This window comes from Mediterraneibacter sp. ICN-202921 (assembly GCF_037890075.1).
Taxonomy (GTDB): domain Bacteria; phylum Bacillota; class Clostridia; order Lachnospirales; family Lachnospiraceae; genus Mediterraneibacter; species Mediterraneibacter massiliensis.
Genome location: NZ_JBBKBE010000017.1, coordinates 1 through 24531 on the forward strand (window position 1 = coordinate 1; position 24531 = coordinate 24531).

Annotated in this window: 21 protein-coding genes, 1 tRNA gene and 1 pseudogene; 18 read left to right on the forward strand and 5 right to left on the reverse strand. The window is 43.0% G+C overall.

Annotation, left to right across the window (positions count from 1 at the left end; all coding sequences use genetic code 11):
• The first annotated feature begins 331 nt into the window (after positions 1 to 331).
• The 3 genes from WKT01_RS11440 to WKT01_RS11450 all read left to right on the forward strand — a co-directional run bounded on the left by WKT01_RS11440 (position 332) and on the right by WKT01_RS11450 (position 2621).
• Positions 332 to 1012, forward strand: coding sequence for a hypothetical protein (locus tag WKT01_RS11440; RefSeq protein WP_270395774.1), 681 nt, complete (start codon positions 332 to 334; stop codon positions 1010 to 1012).
• 149 nt (positions 1013 to 1161) lie between these two features.
• The gene (locus WKT01_RS11445) at positions 1162 to 1776 is read left to right on the forward strand and encodes a sugar O-acetyltransferase (RefSeq protein WP_082667400.1); all 615 of its coding nucleotides are present in this window, start codon (positions 1162 to 1164) and stop codon (positions 1774 to 1776) included.
• A 17-nt stretch (positions 1777 to 1793) separates the two neighbouring features.
• Positions 1794 to 2621 (forward strand): HAD-IIB family hydrolase, encoded by an 828-nt coding sequence (locus tag WKT01_RS11450; protein WP_059066121.1) that lies wholly within the window; start codon positions 1794 to 1796, stop codon positions 2619 to 2621.
• A 127-nt stretch (positions 2622 to 2748) separates the two neighbouring features.
• Here the strand turns inward: WKT01_RS11450 and ilvD are convergent, their stop codons facing one another.
• Positions 2749 to 4419 carry a dihydroxy-acid dehydratase gene (gene ilvD / locus WKT01_RS11455; RefSeq protein WP_340312420.1) on the reverse strand — a complete coding sequence of 557 codons (1671 nt, stop codon included), beginning with the start codon at positions 4417 to 4419 and terminating at the stop codon, positions 2749 to 2751.
• The gene (locus WKT01_RS11460) at positions 4416 to 5291 is read right to left on the reverse strand and encodes an AraC family transcriptional regulator (protein ID WP_270395777.1); all 876 of its coding nucleotides are present in this window, start codon (positions 5289 to 5291) and stop codon (positions 4416 to 4418) included. The genes ilvD and WKT01_RS11460 overlap by 4 nt, the downstream gene beginning before the upstream one ends.
• 318 nt (positions 5292 to 5609) lie before the next feature.
• Between WKT01_RS11460 and WKT01_RS11465 the strand changes: the two genes are divergently transcribed.
• From WKT01_RS11465 to WKT01_RS11515, 11 genes are all read left to right on the forward strand, one after another.
• Positions 5610 to 6275, forward strand: a complete 666-nt coding sequence (locus WKT01_RS11465; RefSeq protein WP_059066124.1) for a hypothetical protein — start codon at positions 5610 to 5612, stop codon at positions 6273 to 6275.
• Positions 6276 to 6366: 91 nt separating this feature from the next.
• Positions 6367 to 7254, forward strand: a complete 888-nt coding sequence (locus tag WKT01_RS11470; protein ID WP_059066125.1) for a dihydrodipicolinate synthase family protein — start codon at positions 6367 to 6369, stop codon at positions 7252 to 7254.
• A gap of 63 nt (positions 7255 to 7317) precedes the next feature.
• Complete coding sequence (locus WKT01_RS11475) at positions 7318 to 8655, forward strand: hypothetical protein (protein WP_117975287.1); 1338 nt, start codon at positions 7318 to 7320, stop codon at positions 8653 to 8655.
• Positions 8656 to 8843: 188 nt separating this feature from the next.
• Positions 8844 to 9464, forward strand: coding sequence for a flavodoxin family protein (locus WKT01_RS11480; protein ID WP_340312426.1), 621 nt, complete (start codon positions 8844 to 8846; stop codon positions 9462 to 9464).
• A gap of 9 nt (positions 9465 to 9473) precedes the next feature.
• Positions 9474 to 10991: a xylulokinase gene (locus tag WKT01_RS11485; protein WP_117975289.1), complete on the forward strand. Its 1518-nt coding sequence runs from the start codon at positions 9474 to 9476 to the stop codon at positions 10989 to 10991.
• Positions 10988 to 11527 carry a flavin reductase family protein gene (locus tag WKT01_RS11490; RefSeq protein ID WP_117975290.1) on the forward strand — a complete coding sequence of 180 codons (540 nt, stop codon included), beginning with the start codon at positions 10988 to 10990 and terminating at the stop codon, positions 11525 to 11527. Before WKT01_RS11485 ends, WKT01_RS11490 begins: the two co-directional genes overlap by 4 nt.
• A 14-nt stretch (positions 11528 to 11541) precedes the next feature.
• Positions 11542 to 11871, forward strand: coding sequence for a cupin domain-containing protein (locus WKT01_RS11495; RefSeq protein WP_117975291.1), 330 nt, complete (start codon positions 11542 to 11544; stop codon positions 11869 to 11871).
• Positions 11844 to 12554, forward strand: coding sequence for a GntR family transcriptional regulator (locus tag WKT01_RS11500; RefSeq protein ID WP_117975292.1), 711 nt, complete (start codon positions 11844 to 11846; stop codon positions 12552 to 12554). Before WKT01_RS11495 ends, WKT01_RS11500 begins: the two co-directional genes overlap by 28 nt.
• 335 nt (positions 12555 to 12889) lie before the next feature.
• Complete coding sequence (locus WKT01_RS11505) at positions 12890 to 14122, forward strand: hypothetical protein (protein WP_270395781.1); 1233 nt, start codon at positions 12890 to 12892, stop codon at positions 14120 to 14122.
• A 78-nt stretch (positions 14123 to 14200) separates the two neighbouring features.
• The gene (locus tag WKT01_RS11510; protein WP_270395782.1) at positions 14201 to 14944 is read left to right on the forward strand and encodes an aspartate/glutamate racemase family protein; all 744 of its coding nucleotides are present in this window, start codon (positions 14201 to 14203) and stop codon (positions 14942 to 14944) included.
• Between the two features lie 220 nt (positions 14945 to 15164).
• A complete protein-coding gene (locus WKT01_RS11515; protein WP_059066134.1) occupies positions 15165 to 16352 on the forward strand; it encodes a hypothetical protein in 1188 nt (395 codons plus the stop codon).
• An 80-nt stretch (positions 16353 to 16432) separates the two neighbouring features.
• On the opposite strand, the gene eutH is transcribed toward WKT01_RS11515, so the two are convergent.
• The gene (eutH, locus tag WKT01_RS11520) at positions 16433 to 17512 is read right to left on the reverse strand and encodes an ethanolamine utilization protein EutH (RefSeq protein ID WP_059066135.1); all 1080 of its coding nucleotides are present in this window, start codon (positions 17510 to 17512) and stop codon (positions 16433 to 16435) included.
• Positions 17513 to 17696: 184 nt separating this feature from the next.
• Between eutH and WKT01_RS11525 the strand changes: the two are divergent.
• Positions 17697 to 17915: pseudogene (locus WKT01_RS11525) on the forward strand (helix-turn-helix domain-containing protein).
• A gap of 220 nt (positions 17916 to 18135) precedes the next feature.
• Here the strand turns inward: WKT01_RS11525 and WKT01_RS11530 are convergent.
• A tRNA-Trp gene (locus tag WKT01_RS11530) sits at positions 18136 to 18206 on the reverse strand.
• Positions 18207 to 18519: 313 nt separating this feature from the next.
• Entirely contained in the window at positions 18520 to 19743 is a 1224-nt protein-coding gene (locus WKT01_RS11535; protein WP_340312428.1) for a YSIRK-targeted surface antigen transcriptional regulator, read from the reverse strand.
• 305 nt (positions 19744 to 20048) lie between these two features.
• On the opposite strand from WKT01_RS11535, the gene WKT01_RS11540 reads away from it, so the two are divergent.
• The 3 genes from WKT01_RS11540 (at position 20049) to WKT01_RS11550 (ending at position 24510) form a co-directional block, all read left to right on the forward strand.
• Positions 20049 to 20468: an RrF2 family transcriptional regulator gene (locus WKT01_RS11540; RefSeq protein ID WP_340312429.1), complete on the forward strand. Its 420-nt coding sequence runs from the start codon at positions 20049 to 20051 to the stop codon at positions 20466 to 20468.
• Between the two features lie 183 nt (positions 20469 to 20651).
• On the forward strand, positions 20652 to 22361 hold the full coding sequence (locus WKT01_RS11545; protein ID WP_340312430.1) for a helix-turn-helix domain-containing protein: 1710 nt from the start codon (positions 20652 to 20654) through the stop codon (positions 22359 to 22361).
• Positions 22327 to 24510, forward strand: coding sequence for a hypothetical protein (locus WKT01_RS11550; RefSeq protein WP_340312432.1), 2184 nt, complete (start codon positions 22327 to 22329; stop codon positions 24508 to 24510). The genes WKT01_RS11545 and WKT01_RS11550 overlap by 35 nt, the downstream gene beginning before the upstream one ends.
• The last annotated feature ends 21 nt before the right edge of the window (positions 24511 to 24531 follow it).

Here is a 24531-nt window from a genome sequence, read left to right on the forward strand (position 1 = left end):
AGAAGTTAGTAAGACCCCTTGAAGACGACGAGGTAGATAGGGCGGAGGTGGAAGTGTGGTAACACATGGAGCTGACCGTTACTAATAGGTCGAGGGCATAACCAAACAAGGTGATAGGAGAATGGATGAAAAAGATCTTTTGTATGTAGTTTTGAAGGTATATAACCCTTGAAGAATGAGAGAAAAGGCACCTGGAAGTTTTTACTTCTGGGTGTTTTTTTGATAAATAAAAAATGATAAATATTAAACCTTTCTGACACAATTCTCCTTTTTTCTCTTATGAAATATGGTACACTGTGGCAAGCCCATAAGGGAAAAGGAGGACAAAGAAATGAAGAAAAAGAAACAGTATTGGCTTATAGCGCTGATATGTATTATAGCAGCTGCAGCCGCAGCCGGTTATTATGTCTACATAAACCGTTTTAATGCACAGGCCTATGTAAAAGCAGTCTTGGACGTATCGTATAAAGAACAGATAAAAGAATATATAGAGCTGACAGATGCATCGGAAAAAGAGGCGAAACAGATTTTTGAAAAAAATCTGGATGTAACAATGGAAGAATTCGAGTCTTTAGAACTTCCGGAAGATCTGGCAGGAAAATATAGGGTACTCTTTGAAAATATTGCTAAGAAAGTAAATTATACAGTGGAAGAAGGAGTGAAAGATAAGGAAGGAAACTATACGGTTAATGTCATGGTAAAACCAATTACCTTATTTGATGATACATATGACACTTTCCAGGAGAAGGCAAAAGAATATGCAGAACAGGTTTCAAATGAAGTCATGGCAGGGGGCGAGATACCGACAGACGAGCAAATGCAAAAGGAAGTGTATCAGATTTATTATGAAGTTTTGCAGAAGGCTTGTGACGAAGGATTAAAATACGGAGAAGTGGAGAATGTGACCCTGCATGTGATCAAAACAGACGGTAAGGGGTATGAGATCGCTGAGGAAGATATGAGGCGATTAGATGCGGCGATGATTTCAGAAAATGCATTAAAAGCAGAGTAGAAATCTTGTGTTTACATAAAATTAGGTCTGTGAATGAGGTAAATCAAAGCAAAAAATGTTATGTAGATGGCGATTTAAATCATAGTCAGATAGGAGAAAATAGACTATACTTTTCTTAAGTGTTTATGGAGTAGAAGAGAGGTGCGGTTATGACGTTTGAAGAACAGAAAGCAAGAATTTTATCTGGCAGAATGTACAATGATCTGACGCCGGAACTGGTTGAGGCAAGACGAAGAGCGGTGGAAGTGACAGAGGAATACAATGCAAGTTACGGAAAAGCTTCGGAAGTAAGGGAAGCAATCCTGCGCAGATTGGTCAGACATGCAGGGGAGGGAGCTTTTTTCGAACCAGATTTTCATTGTGAATTTGGTTTCAACATTACATTGGGGAAAAACTTTTATGCTAATTTTGGCTGTATACTTTTGGATCCAGGTGAGATTATCATAGGAGATCATGTGCTGTTTGGTCCTCGTGTTTCTATCTATACATCTCGTCATGCTTATGATGCGCGGGAGAGAGCAGCAGGAGCCTGCTTTGCGAAACCAGTAAAGATAGGAAATAATGTATGGGTGGGTGGTGGTGTCCACATGGATCATGGGATTACTATAGGAGATAATACGATTATTGGAGCCGGCAGCGTAATTACCAGGGATATTCCGGCAAACGTAGTGGCAGCGGGAGCGCCGTGTCGAGTAATTCGAGAGATAAGAGAGGACGAGAAGACGGATTATCTGGATAGTCTTGAAAAAGAATACAGTTTGTGAAAGAAAAGAGGGAAAATATGAAAACGTTATATGTCTCAGATCTGGATGGTACATTGTTTAATAGTAAAAAAGAAATAAGTGCGAGAAGTGTTGAACTGTTGAATGGATGTATAGAAAGAGGAATGTTATTTTCTGTGGCGACAGCTAGAATGCCGTATGGATGTGATTATCGGCTGGATGCACTTAAAATGAGTACACCGGGAATATTGACAAACGGTGTGTTTATCTATGACTTTCGAAACAGGGAATTTTTACACGCGGAGATGATTCCGAGACAGGCGGCAGAAAAAGTTACAGAAGCCTTTCAAAGATGCGGTTTAGAATGTTTTATGTATATTCTGACAGGAAATAGGATAAGATTATATTATGGAAGCGAAAAACTAAAGGAACAGACACAGTATTACAGTAACCGTGCGTTGGAAGAATGCGAGGAAGTCGCTTATACAAAAGATTACAGGGCTGAAATGGACAAGGGCGGCGTATTTTACTTTGCATTGACGGGAAACCAGGAAGAACTGACTCCGGTAAAAGAAGAAATAGAAAAAATATCGGGAGTAAGCATCGCGTTTTATCTGAATATATACAATGGAATGTATTGTATGGAAATATTCAGCGAAAAAGCAAGCAAGAAAAATGCGTTGCTGCGACTGAAAGAAATGGTGGGATGCGAAGAACTTGTCGTATTTGGCGATAATTATAACGATGTTCCCATGATAGAAATCGCGGACAGGAGTTATGCTCCGGAAAACGCTCTGGAGGAGATTAAACAAATGGTGACAGGAGTTCTTCCAGATTGTGATCATGATGGTGTGGCAGAATTTCTTAACAATGAACAAAGAATGTAATAAAGGCGGCAATCCAAGTAATAGAAAGGGATTGCCGTTTTGTTTATAACGATTTTAAATAATTCTATTTCTAATAGGTAAAAAAGAAGAGGATGGAGCGCCGTTTTGGCACACCATCCTCTTCTTTTTAATCCCAGCTCTGCATAGCAGCTCCTTTTTCCGGGGGAAGACAATTTTTGGCATATGTTCTCATGAATCCCTTTTTCCTTTTTGGTTCGGGAAGAACAAGATTTTTTCTTCTCTTTTCGAGTTCTTCTTCAGATACGTCCAGTTTCAAAGAACGGTTTGGTATATCAATCTCAATCATATCACCGTCTTTAATCAGAGCGATTGCTCCGCCGATTGCCGCCTCAGGAGACACGTGCCCGATAATAGGACCGTGGCAGAATCCTGAGAAACGTCCGTCCGTGATTAAGGAAACACTTTCATCCAGACCGAGGTTAACAATCGCCTCTGTTGCTTCCATGACTTCTACCATGCCCGGAGCACCAACAGGTCCTACATTTCGGACAACGACGACATCGCCGGGCTGTACTTTTTCAGAGATGATTGCCTGATGAGCTTCAGAATCGCTCTGGTATACTTTGGCTGTTCCCCTGAAGTGGAGCATGCTTTTCTTAACTGTAGACGAGCGTACCACAGAACCATTGGGCGCAAGATTCCCTTTTAAAATACAGAGTCCGCCGTTTTCCGAGATTGGATTTTTCATAGAACGGATAACGTCGCTTGGACAACTATTTACATGTTCGAGAATTTCACCAAGAGTCTGTCCGTTTACGTTCAGACATTCCTTATGGATCAGAGGTTCCAGTTGTTTGAAGAGTTGGGGAACACCTCCTGCAAAGTGCAGGTCATCTACGGCATAAATACCACTGGGTCGCACATTGGCGATACAGGGAGTTGTGCGGTTGAATTTTTCAAATTCATCAGCTGTCATATCAATACCCAGTTCATTTGCAAGTGCCGGGATGTGCATGACTGCATTGGTAGATCCACCGATGGCAAGATCCATGCGGATTGCATTTTCCAGTGCTTCTCTTGTGATGATCTTTGAAGGAGTTAGATCTTCAAAGACCATTTCAACGATCCTGCGTCCGATATGTTTGCAGCTTACGATTTTATCGGTATAGACTGCTGGAATTGTTGAAGAACCGGGCAGAGTCATGCCGAGCGCCTCAGTTAAGATCTGCATGGTGTTGGCGGTCCCCATATTAGAGCAGGCCCCCATGGACGGACAAGCCTGGCATTCTGCCTGAAGGATTGCTTCTTTGTCTGCGTTTCCCTTTGAAATCTGTCCATAGGAAAATTCTGTTACGTCACATTGAAGGAACTGCTTTCCGTTTAGGCGACCTGAGAGCATTGGACCGCCTGTGCAGCAGATTGTGGGAATATCCAGGCGTGCTGCAGCAAGCAAAGTGCCCGGAACGATATTGTCACATCCGGAAAGCAGTACAAGACCATCGAAATGTTGTATACTTGCGACTACCTCAATTCCGGCAGCTACAATGTCCCTCATGGCGAGATCCATACACATAGTATCTGATCCGATAGCGACCTCTGCGCAGGTAGAGGGAAGACCAAATTCAAAAGGAATTCCGCCTGCTTGCCAGATAGCAGATTTGACCGCATCTGCCAGTTCACGAAGATGAGCATGTCCGGCTGAGTTTTCACTGAAAGTGTTTCCAATACCGATATGTGGTCGGTTAAGGTCTTGAGGGTCATATCCACTTCCCTTGTATACGGAACGTGAATGTGCGGCGGCATCGCCGACAAAATATTTTTGTGTAAATTCTTTCATAGGGATATCTCCTTTTCTTCTGATTCTTTGTAGTCGGCAGGACTTGTTCCGGTAACATTTTTGAATGTTCGATAAAAATGGTTGTAATTGTTAAAGCCGACTTCCTTACTGACAGCGGTGATCGACATTGGTCCTTTTAAAAGAAGTTTGGCCTTGTCGATACGCTTGTTGATGATGTATTTGTTTAATGTTGTGCCGGTGTAACGCTTAAACATCCGACTTAGATGAAATGTGCTGAAGCTGACATATTCAGAGAGCGTCTCTAGGGAAAGATCCTCGGCAATATGGGCATCGATATAACCGATCAGTTTTGTGACAACTTCCATGCTTCTGGAATCGGTGGAACTGATTTCCTGACCGGTGTAAAAAATGTCGTAAATATGGGCGAATACTTCGAGAATCATAGCTTTTTCCAGAATATCCCTCCCATTTTGGACATTGAGAGACTCATGTTTGTTATAAATCGTTACGAAAGCTTTAATTTGTTCAGGGGTGAGTGGTCTGGAATATTTGACGTCTGCACATCCTGAAAAGATGTTAAATAGATTCGTATTCTCTGAACAGGCAAAAAGGAGGAGGCTGGAATCAAAAGAGATACAGTATCTCGTGTAAGGCTCTTTGCAGGTAATGTGGATCTGATGTGGATCAAACATATTGATCAATACGAGACAACCCTGCATCAGGGTACGTTTCTGCCCATTGATCATGATATCTCCGATGATGCCATTTGCAGTTTCACACAGATAGAATTGGACTTCATAGAAATCATGATAGTGAAGTTCTTTTGTGAATTCATGGGATGCATCCCGTTTTGTAATACAATAATGACCATTATAAACATCTGCCTGCGATAGAAACAATGCTTTATCCATATGGAAACAACCTCCTTTTTGTAAACAGTAAAAGCAATAATTGTTATAGGAAATCATAGCACAACGGAAATAGATTCACAATTAAAAGATACTAAAATAGCAAGATATGTAATGCATATGGCAAGATAATGCAGAACATAAAAAGATATATTATTAGGAAGAAACAGACGAAAGCAAAATAAGTAATACCACGGGCAATATACTTAATCGACAAGGAATGTAGACAGAGGATAATATAAGAGTGTGCTAAGCAAAAGCAATAATTGAGGAGTAAGAAAAGAGACGGAGAAACAAAAAAAGAAAAGGAGATGTGTTGAAATGTCAGAATTGATCGTCATGTTGACAAACAACGATGTAACAGTACCAAATGCAAGGGAAACTTTTGAGGAGTGCAAAGATATGCCGGTGAAATACTGGGGATATAAAGATCACGGTATGGAACCGACGAAGATGAAAGAACTTGCACAGTATATGAAAGAAAATGGAAAGATAACATTCCTTGAAGTTGTGAGCTACACGGAGGAAGAGTGTATGAGAGGAGCAAAACTAGCTGTTGAATGTGGGTTTGATTATCTGATCGGAACACTTTTCTACGATAGTGTATATGAGTACATAAAAACGACAGACTTAAAATACTGCCCATTTGCCGGAAAAGTTTCGCAGAACCCGAGCATTCTTCAAGGGACAGCTCAAGAGATGCTGGATCAGGAAGCGATGTTTGCAGAAAAAGGGTGCGATGGAACAGATTTGCTTGGCTACAGATATGTGGACGGTGATCCGACAGCGCTTTCGGCAGAGTATGTTGCAAAGGCTAAAAAGCCGGTGATCCTCGCAGGCAGTGTCGGCAGCGATGAGAGAGTGGCAGAGGTGCTGAAGATGAACCCATGGACATTTACGATGGGAAGCGCACTATTTAATAAGAACTTTGTAAAGGACGGAACTTTCCGTGAGAATCTGGAGTATGTGTTAGGACTGCTCAAATAAAAGAAATGTTTCCTTTCGCTTCCGGGAGGATCATTATAAAGAAATATTTTTAATCTTTTAGTTTATTTATCAGAACATAGGAGGACAAAAAATGAAGAAATCAATTGTATTCAAAGGAGTATTTCCGGCACTGATCACACCTTTCAAGGCTGATGGCAGCATTGATCTTGAAGGATTAAAAGAAAGTGTGAAGTATTACATGAGCGTAGGCTGCGCAGGCGTATGCTTCAGCGGGTCCAGCGGCGAGCACGCATTTCTTTCAAGAGAAGAGAGAATCGAAGGAATTAAAGCGTGCCGTGAGGTGATCGGAAATGGTTATGTGATAGCTGGGGCAGGTGCGCTGACGACTGCAGAAACTTTGGAACTTGTAAAAGATGTGAAAAATGCGGGAGCTGATGCTGCTCTTGTACTTTCCCCGATCGGCAATACAACAGCAGATGGCATGGTGAAACATTATGAGACACTGGGAACAGTCGGTATTCCACTTCTTCTTTACAATCATCCGGCAGCTACAGGCATTACGATTGACATAGATATGTTTGATCGTCTCATCCAGATTCCGAATGTAGTAGGTATGAAAGAGACAAGCGGAAGCCTTCCATTCCTGGCAGAGATTCTGAGAAGATACAGTACAGATGAGATTACTTTATTCACGGGTTGCGATGACTTAACACTCCCATCCTGTGCGATCGGATTAAAGGCAATCATCCTTGCTACAGCAAATGTAGCGCCAAAGCAGGTGATCGATATTATGGATCTTGTGAATGAAGGAAAGATCGAGGAGGCACAGAAGATCTATTGGAATCTTGCCCCGCTGACTCGCGTCATCGGAGATGAGGCAAACTTCCCATCACTTCTTAAGAAAGCGACAGAGATGATGGGTCATGCAGCAGGAGATCCAAGACTTCCAATGATCCCGGCAACGGCAGAGCAGGAGGCAGAAATAGAAGAAGCATTGAAGATTGCAGGTTTAAAATAGAGAAAGAAAAACTGATTGGGAACGCCACCCTCCCGAGGCGTTCCCAGGAAAGGGGTAGGTAATATGAAAAAAATCAAGATTGGTCTGGTTGCAGTAGCAAGTCCGGTAGAGTCCGGAGGGGAGAGAGGAGACCATCTTCTCGCAAGAGCAAAAAAGGCGATCACGGATGCCGGCATGGAAGTAGTGACATATCCTGAACTGATCTGGGACGCTGCTGCGGCAATCGATGCATGCGCAAAACTGAAAGAGGAGAAAATCAATTCTCTTGTTGTTATGGACATCACATGGGTTGTTGATTCTATGAAATATATCTTCACAACACAACTTCAGGTGCCGACTGTATACTGGGCAGTTCCATATACAGAGACATTTTCTATCGGCTGTATTCAGCATTACGGCTCCATCCTGAAGGCGATGGGATTTACATATGGTTATGTATATGGACTTCCGGAAGAGGCGGAAGTGATCGAGGGAATCCGCACGTATGCAAAAGTTGGAGCTGCAGTAGAAAATACAAAGAACATGATCATCGGACTTGCAGGTCCGAGACAGACATGGAGAGTGGCAGGTCCACAGGACATGAGTAAAGAAGAATGGGATTTCACGATCAAGACGGGTGTATCTTTTGTTCATATTGAGATGGAAGAAATTACAGAGATTGCAGATCAGATTTCGGATGCCGATGCTGCTGTGACTTTGGAAGGGCTGAAAAAGAGAAGTGGAAAGTCGGTTGCTTCTGATGCGGCTCTCCTCTATAATGCAAAAGTCTATATGGCGACAAAAGAGATTATCGCAAAATACCAATTGACTTCCCTTGCAGCAGAGTGTTATCCAAATTACGGAGGATTGATGAATCTGATCGCTTCCTGGCTGGGAGATGAAGGCTTCTATCTGGATACAGAAGGAGATTTGGGGCATACCTTTATCATCAATACTCTGAATCAGTTTGCAGGAGGCGGAGTTGTCGCCCTCGGAGAGGCAGGGAGCATTGATGAAAAGAGAAATCTTATTCCGGTCGCTCACGAAGGAAGCACACCGATGTCCCTGGCAGATGATCTAAGCAGAGCACAGATCAATCCGAGTGGAGAGCTGGGTACATTTGTCGGAGTTCCTCACAAGGCGCTTGATACAGTAACGACTTGCGCGATCGTAGGAAATGGCGGAAAATATAAAGTATTTGTCGCAAAAGGAAGAACTTTGGGCGTAACCCATGAAGAATGGGTAGAAGGCGGATCAAAACTTCTGGTAAACCTCCAGTATGATGTGCCGGCACGTTCTGTGATCGACCAGCTCATCAAGGGCGGTATGGACCATCATTTTGTGATCAAGGAAGGCGACTATACAAAAGAGATGGAAGCATTCTGTGATTATATGGGATTCGAAACATTGAACTTAGGTTGATAATTTTCTATTTTTTAGGGTTGCGGCTGCCTGCTATATTAAGATCTGCCATGTGTCTAGGACACAGGCGGCCGCGACCAGCCCTCATATATGTACGCTGCAAGCGTACCAGAAAGAAAGGTGGCCGCAGCGGTTTTTTCACTGTGGCTATTTTTCATGTAATAATAAAAGAAAGAAGGAAACAGAGTATGAAAGTATTAATGATTAATGGAAGCCCAAATGAGAAGGGATGTACATACACGGCTCTGGAGGTGGTAGCAGAGGCACTTGCCGCAGAGAATGTCAATTCCGAGATCGTTCAGGTGGGAAGAAATTGTGTAAAAGGCTGCATCGGATGTGGCGCTTGCTCCGAGAACCACAGATGTGTGTTTGATGGCGGTATTGTAAATGAAATCCTGGATAAAATGGAAGATTCCGATGCGCTGATCGTGGGGACTCCTGTTTATTTTGCTTCACCGACAGGATCTCTTGTCTCTGTTCTGGATCGGATCTTCATGGCGGGCAACCGGTTTGTCCTGAAGCCGGCAGCAGCTATAGCTACTGCAAGAAGAGCGGGGATGACGCCGTCTATTGATGTGATCCATAGATATTTCAATCTTGTGGGTATGCCGGTTGTTTCGTCAAACTACTACAATATGATATTTGGACGTACGCCGGAAGAACTGTTAAAAGACGAAGAAGGTGTGCAGACGCTACGTATTCTCGGAAAGAATATGGCGTGGATGCTCAAATGTATAGAAGCAGGAAAAGCGGCAAGGGTCGCCCAGCCGTTACCGGAGAAAAAAATCAAGATGACATTCATCAGATAGGAGGATACTATGCAGTTATTACTCGGACTGGATGCAGGAACGACTGCATTAAAGGTAGCGCTTTTTGATGCGAAAGGGCAGCTTTTAGGAGTATCAACTCAGGAATACGCATTGGAAACGCCCCAGATAAATTATGTAGAGGTAGATGCGGAGGTCTACTGGCAGGCATTTAAGAGCGGTCTGGAGGAGATTAGACAGAACTATGAGATACGGCCGGAGGATGAGATATCGCTTGCGATTTCTGCACAGGGAGAAACGCTCATCTGCATTGAAAAAACTGGCAGGGCATTGCGAAAGGCAATTGTGTGGATGGATAATCGCGCGGTGGATGAGGCGAAAGCCATGGAACAACATTTTGGAAATGAAACATGTTATAAAGTGACGGGTCAGGTAAGTTTTGAGCCTTGTTGGCCGGCGCCGAAGATTCTGTGGATCAAAAATCATGAGCCGGAAGTATTCGAACGTACAGATAGATTCCTGCTCCTGGAAGATTATCTGATTTACCGGATGACCGGAAGTTTCAATACAGAAGGTTCTCTTGTGTGTTCTTCTGTATACTGGGATATTCTGAATAAATGTTACTGGAAGGAAATGTTGGAGTTTATCGGGATCAGTGAGTATCAGCTTGCGGAGGTTGTGGAATCTGCCACAGTAGTTGATGAGATGCTTGATGAAGTGAGAGAAGAATTAGGATTTCCTTGTAAAGTAACGGTTTCTACCGGGGCTCTGGATCAGGTGGCAGGTGCGATCGGTGCGGGAAATATCCGCGAGGGGATGTTCTCAGAGACGATTGGTGCGGCGCTTGCAATCTGTGCGCCGGTTTCCAGACCGGTATTTGATCCAAACCAGAAGATGCCGCTTCATTATTTTGCACTGCCGGATACGTATATGATCCATACCTTTACCACAGGCGGAATGACGCTGCGCTGGTTCCGTGACAAGTTTTGTGCAGACGAAATGGCTGTGGAGAATAGTGGCGGGGGAGATGCTTACGATCTGATCAGTAAAGAAGTAGAGAAGATCGCACCGGGATGTGATGGACTTGTGATGCTGCCGCATCTGTCCGGTTCTCTGGCACCGGACGTGAATGCAAAGGCAAAGGGAGTATGGTTTGGCTTTAGCTTAAATCATACAAAACCACATTTTGCAAGAGCTATTATGGAATCTCTTGCATTTATCCTGAGAAGAAATCTGGAAGCATTAAAAGATATGGGAATCAGTGTGAAAGAGGTACGCTCTTTGGGAGGAGGCTCTAAGAGCCGTGTATGGAATCAGATTAAAGCGGATGCAAATGACATCACACTCGTGACTGTGCAGTCTAAAGAAGCGGCTTGCCTTGGAGCAGCAATATTGGCAGGTACGGCGACAGGTGTGTTTGAGAGTGTAGAAGATGCAGTGGAGAATATGATCAAAGTGAAAGACCAGTATCAGGCACAGTCCGAACGCAAAGCCATCTATGATAAAAACTATGAGATGTACTGCAAGCTGTTCCAAGATCTGACGGAGTGTTTTGACAGGACGGTATGACTTTATATAGACTTTATCGGGCAATCAAGCATGATACAGAAAGACACATTGAGATCGATTCATTAGATCAAATGAAGAGGATGGTGGATGATATGGAAAATTATATGGACGCACTGACTCAAGGAGTATATCTGATCGGTGTAAAAGACGCGGAGAAAGTAAACTTTATGACAGCTGCATGGATTACCCAGGTATCAGGGAATCCCAAGAAAATCTTACTGGCAGTTGGGAAAAAGCATCATACAGCCGAGATGATACGAAAAGCAGGAAAATTTTCGGTTAATGTGTTGGGAGCAGGACAGGAAGAGTTGGCAAAGAAGTGTGGATATACGTCAGGAAAAAATACGGATAAGTCAAAAGATATGGACTACTGTATAGAGGACGACGTGCCTGTAGTAAATGGTACGGCAGGACATCTGTGGTGTACATTGACACGGGAGATTGACGAAGGTGACCATGTATTATTTATAGGTAACGTGAAGAGCGGCGAGAAAAAAGAAGCAATTCCATTGATTTACCATGAAAAAGAATATTAAAGGAGAATATGTAGATGAAAGTGATCAAAAAAGAAGAAGCAAGAGTATATTTAGACGGACCGGAAGTATGCAGGGAATATGTCATTACGCCTAAGATCGTGTTTGGTTCCTCTACACTTCACCCAGGACAGACAGGTGGTATTGATCCAGGACATCCGGAAGGACATGAGATTTTTTATGTGAGTCGTGGCGAGGTTTTGATGCATAATACGGACACGGATGAATATTATGAGCTGCATGAGGGAGATACGATTCTCGTATATGAAGGCGAGCCTCATGAGCTGACGAATATTGGGACAGATATGGCGGTGATCACATGGAGTTGTGCGCCGAAAATAGATTGACAGATCTTCTGGATTTTAATCCGGGTATGAATGATAATAACTCTGCGCAGCCATTGCATCAGATGGTCTATCATATTCTGCGATATGCGATCATAAGCGGCAGGGTACTTCCAGGAGAGCATTTGAAAGAATACATGCTGTCAAAAACACTTAGGGTGAGCAGGACTCCGGTACGTGCAGCGATTATTCGCCTTGAGAACGAAGGATTGGTCATGAGGCGAAATGGGAGAACAATCGTACAGGATTTTCTGGGACGGGAGATGGCAGAAGTCATCGCAATACGTAAATCATTGGAAAGACTGGCTGTTGTCACTGCATGCAGAAGTGTAAAGGAAAGTGATATACTGAGGCTTAAAGAAATCAATGCAGAGTTTGGAAATGCCCTGTGTGTTGGAAATATTTCAAAAGGTGCGCACGCAGACGAACGGTTCCACGAGGAAATATTTCGTATTGCGGACAATCCTGTGCTGCTGAGGATGCTTTACGGGCTGGAAAAATCTGCGTATGGATACAGGACCAGAGCGTGCAGTGCTGGAGCAAACGCAAAGAGTCAGACTGTCGAACATGGGAGAATCATAGAAGCCCTGCAAAAAAGAGATTCCCAGCTTGCAGAGCAGGCAGCTATGCTGCATATCGAAGGGCAGAGATATGCCTTGTTTGATAGAGTACGAAAAGGAGCATAAAGGAAAGAAAAAATTATGCCACCAGACGAATGGTACCTTAATGGGGTGCATTCGCCTGGTGGCAGTTTTTGTGTGGTAACATTTTAAATATACTGACAAAAATACCTGGGGGGGGGTACTAAAAACAGATAAAATAGTATATTATATTGAATTGTGCAAAAATGTAATGATTAGAGCAATTATGTTAATAGGATACATATTTTAATAGTGATAATATATAGAAAATAAAGAATCGCGATGAAAAAGATGGATATATCCTACAAATAGTAATGAAAGATTTACTGAAAATATTGAAAGGACAAAGGTAGATTTTCAGAGAAAAGGAGAGAGTAGGAATGGAGAAAAAGAAGAATGCCGTCAGTTTTATGACGGTTGTAACAATTACCGGTGCGGTAATATCCTACCGTATAGGAGCTGGATTTGCATCGGGAAATGAATGTATCCAGATCTTTGGCTCATGGGGAGAAGATGTGGGCTGGGCAGTACTCGGTGCCGTATTAGTACTTCTCTTAGGCGCAGTAGGTGTGTATCTGTTGAGTTATGAGCTTCAGTTTGACGGAAGTGATGACGGGTACCGCGCGGTAGGCGGAAAAGGTTTTGGAAAGTTTGTCCAGATTTTTACAGGCATTATGCTGCTGCTTAATTTTCTGACCATGTTTGCAGGAGCTGGCAGTTTGTTAAATCAGCAGTATGGACTGCCGAATTGGGTGGGGTCGACTTTAGCAGGGGTGGTAACATTTATTTCACTGTTAGGTGGATTAAAATCACTGGAAAAAGTATTGGGTTCCATAGGAATTATTATTTTGGTTTATTTGCTTGTGTTTGGTGTTGTGACGCTTTTTACAACAGAACCCAATCTTGATAACATTTATGGAGCTAAAGCTGCTGTTGAGGCGGGAGAGATCATGCAGGTAAACCTGTTCTCACTGCCGCCGTTTAGTTGGATTCCCGGATTGGCAGAACATAATAATGCATTTATCAATGGCGTGGTTTACGGAGCAGAGGCGAATTTTTGCTCTTTCCCATTTTTGATCATGCTTGCGAAGAGATGTAAGAGTAAGAAAGAAGCAGTAGTTTGTGGGCTTGCAGGTGATCTGGGTTATATGTTCTGTGTATGTGTATCTCTTGTCGTATTGATGTTTAATTTTGATTCTATCATGAATCCTGTTACATATGAAATGAATCCATTCCCTACATTGGCGGCAGTGACAAAACTAATACCTATATTGGCATGGACATATGCAATCTTATGTTTTCTAGGAGTGTTTACTACGATATCAGGTTATTTATTTGCTGTGGATGAGATGGTGTTTAAAGAAAACATTACTTCGAGAAATAGTAAGATCTTCCAGATCGGGATGATCGTAATCGGTATTCTGTTGGGAGGCGTACTGCCGTTCTCGAATATGATTAATGTACTTCTTCCGGTCAGAGGGGTTGTAGGAATCTTACTTATCGTTCTTGTGTTTGTTGCCCTTGCGCATGTTAAGAAAAAATCTTCGGTGAAGGAAGCAAAGACTGAAGGGATAGAATGTGAGAGCACAGAAGGTGCCACAGAACATATATAAAACGCATTAAAAATGAAGTGTACTGGAATTCGGATGTATCCGTATTTCAGGAAGCAGAGAAAGAAAGGAGAAAAAATTATGGAATATGTAGGAGGAAGACCGTATTATGGAGATCTTGTAGGGGTATTGATGCTGGATATGGCAGCACCGTTGATCCCGGGAAATGTAGGGAACGCAATGTCATATAATTTCCCGGTGAGGTATAAGGTACTTAAGGGGCTGCCGGCTGACTGGTGGCAGGATGAGATCGGGCCGGATGAGTCCAGATGTCAGGTATTTATAGAAGCGGCGAAAGAACTTGAGGCAGAAGGCTGCAAAGCAATTACATCAGGGTGCGGATTTTTCGCTATCTACCAGGAAAGAGTTGCAGCCGCAGTTAATATTCCAGTATTTCTGTCCCCTCTTTTGATGGTACCGATGCTTTCCAGAATGATGGGTGCAGGTAATCGTGTAGGTATCCTCACAGCTGGAGGCGATCACTTAAAAGGAGATTTCCTTAAGAAAGTCGGTATTGATGAGACAGTGAATTATGCAGTTGGCGGTCTGCAGAAGACGGAAGAGTTCTATAATGTACATGTAACATGTAAGAAAAAGACTATTGATCCAGAAAAGATGCAGGCAGAAGTTGTACAGGCAGCAGAAGATCTGATCGCCCAGTATCCTGATATTGGCTGTTTTGTATTTGAGTGCAGCGACATTCCGCCGTTTGCAAGAGAAGTTGCAAGAAGAACAGGACGTCCTGTATTCGACTTTATCGGTCTTGCCCATATGGTGGCAAGAGCAATACAACCGGTACAGTATCCGCAGTTTTTTGATAAATAAGTTTAATTTTATTACCGCCGAAGGAACAGAAATACTGTGAATTCGGCGGTGATTTTTTTGCGATTTAGAAAAATGAACGATAAATATAATATGGACAGTATATGTAAGGTAAAAAGCAATAATATGCATTGTTGTACGCAAAATATATATGTATTATATAGATAACAAAAGGCGCCTATAACTATAAAAATATGTGCAAAATGTAAATGGAGGAATGAGCATGAAAGATAAAATTAATATCAAAACAATACTCCTTACAGCAGGAGCCTTTGTTTCGTTTAATGTTGGTGCAGGCTTCGCGTCCGGCAACGAACTTCTTCAGTTCTTTGGATCTTGGGGGGGAGGAACCGTGGCGGCAGTGCTTGCCGGCTTTGTTACAACAGTTATTTATTGTGTCTGCCTTTTCTATGTAGGCCAAAGTGTGAATTTCGGTAGTTCGATCGAGACGTATAACTTTTTTGGCGGAAAAATTTTAGGACGGTTTTTTCAGATATTTGTTGTGGTTCTTACGGCAGCGACTGCGATGATGTTTTTTTCAGGCGCAGGCTCCCTTCTTTGGCAGATGTTTGGTCTTCCACAGTGGGTAGGGGCTGTGTTGCTTGGAGCAACCGCTGTGATTGTGGTTCTGGGAGGACTGGCAAGAGTGCAGAATGTGCTGGGATATGCGGGAATAGTAATACTCGTGTATGTACTCATTTTCGGGGTGATTTCTATGTTCAATCCTTCATCCAGTATGGAGCAGGCAGCAGGAGTTGCAGATATGGTCAAGGCAGGACAGGTTTATCAGGCGAATATGTTCGATCTTTTCCCATTCAGCCTGATTCCACAGCTCTCTGAATGGAATTCACCGGTTCTGGAAGGTGTATTGTATGGGACACTTTGTATTACGACGGGGTTTCCGTTTTATCTGACATTGGGACAGCGTTCAAAAAAGAACGGAGAAGCAGTAGGATCTGCAATATTTAGTTCGATTGTTTTTTTTGCTTGTGTCGTTTTGGTACTTTTGTTGGTAATGATGAATTTTGATTCTGTGATTAATCCGGCGACAAATGAAATGAAGCCTTTCCCGGCAGTTGCGGCAGTGGATGCGCTGTGGCCGACAGGAAGTTGGACATATGCATTTATTATTTTCATTGGAATTTTTACAACATATACAGGATTTTTATGGTCTATCAATCATATTTTCTTTGAAAAGAAAGAAAAATCTACAGGAAGCAAGATATTCATCGTACTGTTGACTGTGTTTGGTATTTGCTTGGGGAGTGTGCTTCCTTTCTCACAGTTTGTCAATATCCTCCAACCATTGAGCGGTGTCGTTGGAGTAGTTATGTTCATTACTATTATTGTAAAAACAGTGCGTATTGTGGTAGAAAGAAGAAAGAAAGCGAATATCGTAGAAGTGGACTAGGCTGAAATGAACTAGCATAAGAAAAAATGCAGAGTGCCCGACAGAAATATCCGAAATAGTAGATATTTCTGTCGGTTTTCTTATAATTCACATTCCCGGTTCCCTTTTAGAAAAAGCAGAACTGCAATAATGCCTGTGATACCGGCGGCAAACTTTCCGGCAAAGAGGGCAGGGAGCACTTCGGGACATGCACTCATGGCAAGACCGAGTTGACTTCCAAATACAGCAGCTACAAGAATTGCCCATGTGCCGTTTATAATTTGTCCTTTTGTATTCATGCGCTTCATCATGGGAAATACGGGAGCGCAAGAGACAAGTGTGAACAGGAGACCGGATATACTGATGACATCAAGACCTATGCAATTTCCGATCCATGTGAGAGGAGTTTTCAGTAGTCGGGAGACAAGTTCCATAACCGGCAGCATACCGATCATAGTGATGGTCATTTGACATACGAGAAGCATAGCGTCCATTAGTGGCTCCATGTCAGGAAAGATGGTGATATTAAGTAGATAATCCAGACAGCCTAGTACTATACCTGCTAATCCTAGCAGCTTGATGAGAAATGCAAGCCCTTCCATGAGTTTTACCATTTTGTCAGGCAGTTTGATCATACCTATGATGATAAGGAGAGAAAGTATAATTACCGGAAGACTGTTCCAGACAATGGTGATGAAAGGAATTCCAAGAATCAGTCCGCCTATAAGATTTCCTATAGGTATACATCCGAGACCGAACAGCGCACCACGGGAAAAGTTGGGGATGACTTCTCGCCCCAGTATGCCGAATCCTAAGGGAATCGTGAATGTGAGAGCGCCGCCGAACATCCCGGCAGTTATCATTCCAAGCATAAGGCCGACAGCGGGATCCTCTGCGAGAGATTGAGACAATGCAAATCCTCCCATATCGCAGCTGAAGAGGATGCTTAAGACAGAGGGATCCATATTGAGTGCGTGGAAAAAAGGAGTTCCGATATTTTTTAAAAATGCTGCTGTAGCAGGCGCAATCATGAGGATACCGACCATAGACATCATCATAGATCCCATCATGTTGAAGCCCTGCTGGAATTTGTCGCCTAATTTCCATTGGTTTTTTAATACCATGTCCAGAACTCCCGCAAGGATTCCGAATGTGGTGAGCATTTTGATGAATTGTTCCATTTTTAGCTCCCTTCTTGATTAATTATAAATGCTATTTTTGATACTATAGTGAATAAGCGAGCATGATTCTCAAGATTATTCTGGCGTAGACATAATAAAGGCTTCATAGAAAAATGTAAATAGTGCAGACAGATAAGAGCAAGATATGTGATGAAATAGGCAAAATACGATATGAGATAGCGGTATCAAGGTTGAGATGGATGTGATTTGAGCTATTGTAGATGCAAGAATCTCACAAAACTTGACCCAAAAGGAGTTAGCAGAAAGATCAGGTATCGATCAGGCTGACATCAGCAAACTGGAGAACGGAACCAGAATCCCCTCCATTAAGCCTTTGCAGCGTCTTGCAGAAGACATGGGAATGATGCTGAAGATTGAATTTGTACCAAAGAAAACATCCTGATATCACACACGTAAAAGAAACTCTCAAGGAGGAGACTTTTTTAGGTATGATGGGCATGCCTGTGTTTTGTATTGAAAGTCCATATAGGCGTAGCACGGAGAGCAAAAAGACTGGAGCAAGTAAAATCAGCAGTTTATTATTGATGATTCCCTTTTGTTTTTCCTAAAAAGAAAAACAGCCAGAAACGCCGTAAAATCAACGTTTCTGGCACATGTCAAAACAGGGGATGAGAGAATCGAACTCCCACCAAAGGTTTTGGAGACCCCTATCATACCATTTGACCAATCCCCTACTTTTTGCGGACTGTTTTGTCAGCCACTTAATTATTATACTTTGCTAAGCTTTGATTGTCAAGCACTTTTCTTAAAAACCGTAAATCTTGATTGAGCGCAGTCTTTACGACCGTATAAAAAAGCCGGGATACATGACCCGGCAGAATAAGAGGAAATATATGTAAAAAAGCGTTTTGCTTTGTTTACATGTAATATAACGCGAAAGTGTGAAGAATGTGTGTTAAATAAGTAAAGATGGCATGAAAAATTATTAAGAAATTCTATCTTTTAGTTTACTTCCTGTTTTTTACAGAAACTACAATTCTAAAGAGTTAATTCCGTATGTACAGTCCATAACATTTCATGCGCGCGGTTTCCGATTCTTGATATTGTTTCGGCGTTGTGCCTACGAACTTTTTGAATACCCGATGAAAATGAGAAGCGTCAAAGAAACCTAAGCGGTGGGCAATATCGGAGATGGGAATATCTGCGCCCAAAAATATTTTCGCTAATGCGATTTTTCGTTTGTTAATATATTCTGTGATATTGATCCCCAGTTCATTCTTGAAATTACGCCGCAGTGCGCTTTCAGAGATAAAGAAACGCTGTGCGAGATCAGATATTTTGAAAGAGTCATATATATTCAAATTAATATATTGCAGAACAGATACTATCATAGGAGAGCACTTATTGTCTGCAAACCCATATAACTCTTTTGTAAAATGTATGATCGCACTGTCTCTCACGACAAGAATATCTGCAAGTTTTGTCTTGCTTTCTACTTTTCTGATATAAAAATCTCGCAGTTTGATCATGTCCAGTATATCTTTTCCAAGGTGTATTGCCAGAGCAGATAATTTCTCCAGGATTACAATCGTATAATTTTTTTCTGCACGGACCGGATTGCCGGACGATTTAGGGACAACACTATGACCTATGTCTGCGATTCCCTGTTTTAGGCGGGAAAGGTCACCGGATATAACAAGCTTTAAAATTTGATTTTCGTAATAAAATGCATATCTTTCTGCCTGTAAGAAATTCAAATCGGTATCATCTAAAAGTTCATTCATGATTTCTAATTCATTCATACGAACCTGTTCGTGCAGATCGTCAGAATAAGACTGCTCTAGGTCTAAGTGGAACAAATCTCCGAGAAGAGTCATAAAGTCTCGAATATCTCCCAATGAATAAATGAAACGGGTATTGTAATATTGCCAGTATTTTTCTTTATCTGCAGCAGATAAATGGGCAAACGAAGGACGCTGCATTAAAGAAAGAAAACGGGAATGTGTGATCGGATTCGTAAGGAAAGGGCCGATCGTAATAATCACATCGGAATATTTAAAAGAGATGAACACTTCCTTAAAAACACCATAATCGAACCACAGATAACGATTAGGGAGTTCTTTTCTGGAAAAATCATAAGGAAATTCGTGTGATGTATTGGAATAATAGGAGTGCAGTCGTTTAAAATGGAGATCCGATATATAGACGGACATTTTTAAAACAACATGGAGTGATTTGAGTTTCTTTTGTTCCTCTTTGGTGAGATTCATATACTGGGTACCGCCTTTGTATAATTTAATTTTCTTTTGTTCTATCAATATAGCATTTTACAGGCGAAAAATACATTGTTTGGCAAAAAGTATGAGGAATATTGATGTATTTTACAAGAAAAGCTGAATCTATACAATCAAAAGAAAAACTGGTAAATAGGAAAATTTGGCATGTATATAGAGAGAAATTCTATGTAAATAATAGCCTGAAATAATGAGAGCATATGATTTTTATGGATTTATTATAAACGATTCGGTATTTTAGACGTACAGAAAGAAAAGATGACAGATAGGAGGAGAAAGACATGCAACTAAAGATATTAGCAGATTATGCAGTTCGGATACTCCTGTATCTTGCAGAGCAAAAGTATCCTGTACCATCTAAAGAAATAGCCGAACAGCTCCATATTTCTCAGAATTATGTAGGTAAGATCACGGAAGCGCTACAGGAAGAAAAAGTAGTTACAGTTTATCTAGAAGAAAAACGCGGTATTGAATTGAAAAAGAGACTGGATACGATTTCGTTACTAGACATTATTGAAATGATGGAACGAAAAATGAAACTTCCCCGGGACAGCATGGACAAGACAACCGGCAGGCAATATGCTCCTATACTCCGTCAGATAGGAGGGGATTATGACAGTGTGCATGAAACACTGGATAATATGCTAAGAGAAGTGACCATTCAAGATCTGCTGGATATGGAGTATCCTTGTTCTTTGTAAAATGTTTTTGGTTTTTATGTTTGACTCCTGTCTGGAATGGTGCCTGTTTTCAAGGGATTCCACGCTGCGTAGATATGGTTACAACAAACCGTGTATTGTAAAATCCAGAGGTTTTGCTACAATAAATTTGGTACAAGCTACGGTATATGAAAAGAATGGGCAGAAATGACAGGAGGCAGGAAAATGGAAAATAAAACAGGGCAATTTATAGCCAGGCGAAGGAAGGCGATCGGACTTACACAGAAAGAACTGGCTGAACAGCTTGGCGTGACGAATAAAGCTGTCTCGAAATGGGAAACGGGAGGCGGAATGCCGGATGTCAGTGTACTGAAAGAATTAAGTCAGATACTAGAAGTTAGTGTAGATGAACTGTTAGATGGAGCGTATATAGATAATGCAGGGAATGAAAAGACGATACTCTTGCAGAGAAGGTCAAGAGATAGAAAAAGTAAAGAGAAGGATGTTCGAGAAGAAACGGCAGGCACAGCCGGGACAGAGAAAAGGATAGGGGAAGAAGACGGCAGAGCCAGATTTTTCTTGGGCACATTGGCGCTTCTGCCTGCGATAGCCGTGCTGTGTATGCAGATCCTTTTTCTGTATGTGCGGAGAAGCTATCAGATCGAATATATTACAGAATGGCTTCCTTGGCTGTTTTTTTCAGTGGCGGTACTCTCTGTGACAGGGGCGCTGTGTATCTGCCTGCAGAAACGGTTGGCAAGATTCATTTGTGCAGGGATGGGCGCAGGTGTTCTGCTTCTGTTTCTTGTACTGGGAATATATGCGGCGGTGAAGCCTTACGCATTGAGAACGATCGTGAGTGTTTCGCCGGATCATAGACATATGGCAGTGTTAAAATATGAGAAAGAAACAGGCAGGGTGCTGACCTATCAGAATCAGAAACTATGGTTTGCCCGAAGATCAGATCCATTCCCTTATACAGCGGAAGAAGACATGAAAATGCAGTGGCTTGCGGATGATGTCTGTGCAGTGACCTATAAGTCTCCGGACGATGGGCAGGTCCATCAATATGTATTGACCTATGGAGACAGAGGGGACGGGATCACGACCTATTATGTCTATAACGTTGTACAGGGAGGATGGAGCGCAGAAGGGAAAAATACAGCCGGATGGGAATTAAAGACTGGTCCAGAGGGAATTACCGTGGTTTCGCCGTCGGAGGGAGAAGAAACCTATGCCTTTGACGAATGTGTGCAGTTTGGAACGCTTGCGATCGCACTTTGTAAAGGAGGTCTGCCGCAGTGGACGCTGGCGCTGGAAGAGGACTGCCGGATTTCAGATGCAGACCACATTGAGTCTGGCACAGTTGCTCTTTGTAAAGTTACGATGGAAAAGTCTGCGCCCGTACATTTTACAAGAGGGGAACTTCCCGATAGAGAGTGGATGGAGAAGTCAGCAGCCGAGGACGCGCAAGAGCTTGGCAAGGCGCTGGCAAAAGAAATGAAAGAGGTTTTAAAAGCTGATCCCACACTGGCAGAGTATGAATCTACGGTTTATGGCGGGATCAGGATAGAGACTGAAGAGACGGACATATTTTGGATCGTGCGCTGTGCCATGGAGGAACGATTAAAAATCTTTTCTGCCAACGGCGGAGATGTGGATTGTCAGATCCTGCATATGGAACTGACCGCAGGGGACAGCTATGACTGTGTCGTACAGGTGAAGAGCCGGGAGACGTATACTGGTTCTGCCGAGGAAGATTCCCAGGCAGATATGGAGACGACTTTTCGTGTTATGAAAGGAGAGGGCGTATATCTGCTCTGCCCGGTCGGTTATGGAACCGACGCGGCCGCAGGGTTAGACCCTCCGGCCATGAGGCAGGAACGGGACACGAAGGAAGATGAAAAGTATCACTTCTTTGTACCGGCGCAGTAAGCAAAGCTGGAGAAGGGATCTGATCACACACAGCACATGGACAGGGAAAGGAAACAAAATGGAATATAAAAAAGAGCCGGATTTTATCTGTGATCCAGTACCTTATAATGTATGGATACGATATGCACAACGAAAGGGAAAATATAAGGCGGCTGCGATTATATTTGCAGAGAGCATGATGACAGTGGGGATTTTGCTGCTGCGCCTGCCGCAGATCATACAGAAGGGAGAGGCTTTTTGGCAGCAGGCGGCGGCAGATCTTATACTGGTCATTGTTGGAACAGGAATTCTGTGGACAGCGGCAAAATGGCAGGAAAGAAGGATAAAAAGAGAATATGGGAAAAGAATACAAACGGCGGAGAGCGGTTGGTTTTCAGGGGCTTTTTACCCGGAATTTTTGTTGATCGAGACAAAGGCAGGCGAAAAGCAGTGGTATTATTACAATGATATAAGCAGTGTGAAAGAGACGGGAAAAGCATTCTGTGTACTGGGGCAGACAGGAGAACTGGATATCCCGAAGATGTATTTACAAAGAGACGCCGTGCGTTCCATACGTCATCAGTTTATGCGGTACTGTAAAGAGTGTTATGAACAATATTTTGAGGAAAAGACGGAAAACCTGCGGTTAGAGATCCTGCTGGATCCGGCTATGAGCGCAGAGGAACGCAGTGCAGCCGGAAGAACCTATTTTCAGTATGCGGGCTATAGGCGGCAGGTGTATTTTTCAGAGGCAAAAATATGGGGCGCAGGGGGCGCTTTGTTTTATCTCATTTCCGTGGCTGTCCTGGGAAGTGAACATGTTTCTAAAATAGGAAAGGCAGGCTGTATCTTCTTAGTTGGATCTGGCATATGTATACGTGTTGTACAGATGGCGGCGGCAAAAATAAGCTGGAAAAGAGCAGAGAGACGAAGAGCGGAAGGGGAAAAGCTGCGTCTGGAGATCGGAAAGGACGGTCTGTATCTGCAGAGAAAAGGACGGCGGTTTCGTAAGACCTGGCAGCAGATCCGGCAGATCTATGAGGGAAAAGATTTCTTCGTGCTGGGGAATGTGTACCTGGGGAAATATGCGCTCTCCCAGGAGGATACAGGGCAGCTGCGCGCTGTTTTACAAAGATATGCGGGCCGCAAATATGCCTTTATAGATATAGAAGGAGTACGGGAGGACAGACAGACATTTCTGCTGCTTTTGGTGTATGCGGGCGTTGTAGGAGCTGTTTTGACAGGTTATACATATTTTGTGAAAAATGCGCAGACGGGGCGGGAGAGTGTCAGAGCAGAGCAAGAACAGACAGGAGAAATAGGGGAGAAACAGCCGGTTTATGTGCAGACGCCGGATTTGTATGCGCTGGATCTGACAATGACGGATATATATATCCAGGACTGCTATTCTTCGAATGAGACAAATGAGGAAAGCAGATTCTATATCGGAGCTGACAGTATTCTGTATGGTGCATCGGCAAACCATAATGGGGAATTGGGACTGGGAGATACACAGGAATATATGACAGCAAAAGGCTTCTACCGGGAAATGGAAGTGGCACGGGATGTAAAACACGTAGCTCTGGGAGAGGATTTTATGGTCTATATCAATGAGAAAGGAGAATTGTTTGGGACGGGGAATCTTCCGGCAGCAGGCAGTTCTTATACACCTGTACTGTTATTGGAAGACGTACAATATGCAAAATGCAGTAACGCAGGGCTGATCGCCTTGCAGGAGGACGGGAGCGTGTGGTGTGCCGGTACGCTGTATGATGAGGCAGGAAACAGTATCTGTACCTATGCTGGTTTTGAAAAGGTGATGGAGCATGCTGCTTTCGTGACGGCAGGAAGATATGCGATGGCGGTGATCCAGACAGATGGATCGCTCTGGATGTGGGGAGATAATGTCCGGCAGCAGTGCGGAGTGAGTGTGCGGACTGCATCGGTATTGGAGAAACCGACTCTTGTAAGAGAAGAGGTAAGGATGGTGTGGATAGACCGACTTGCTTTTTCGTCTCCCTATGAATATCAAGGGTATCAGGCAGAAGGGCCGGATGTCTACATGGCAGACCGCACTTATATCCTGACCAGGACCGGAGATACCTATGCGTGCGGAGAAGGTTTGGAAGGAAAAGAGACATTTGTGCCGGTAAAAATAGCGGAAGAATAAAAAGGACTGCCATGAAAACAA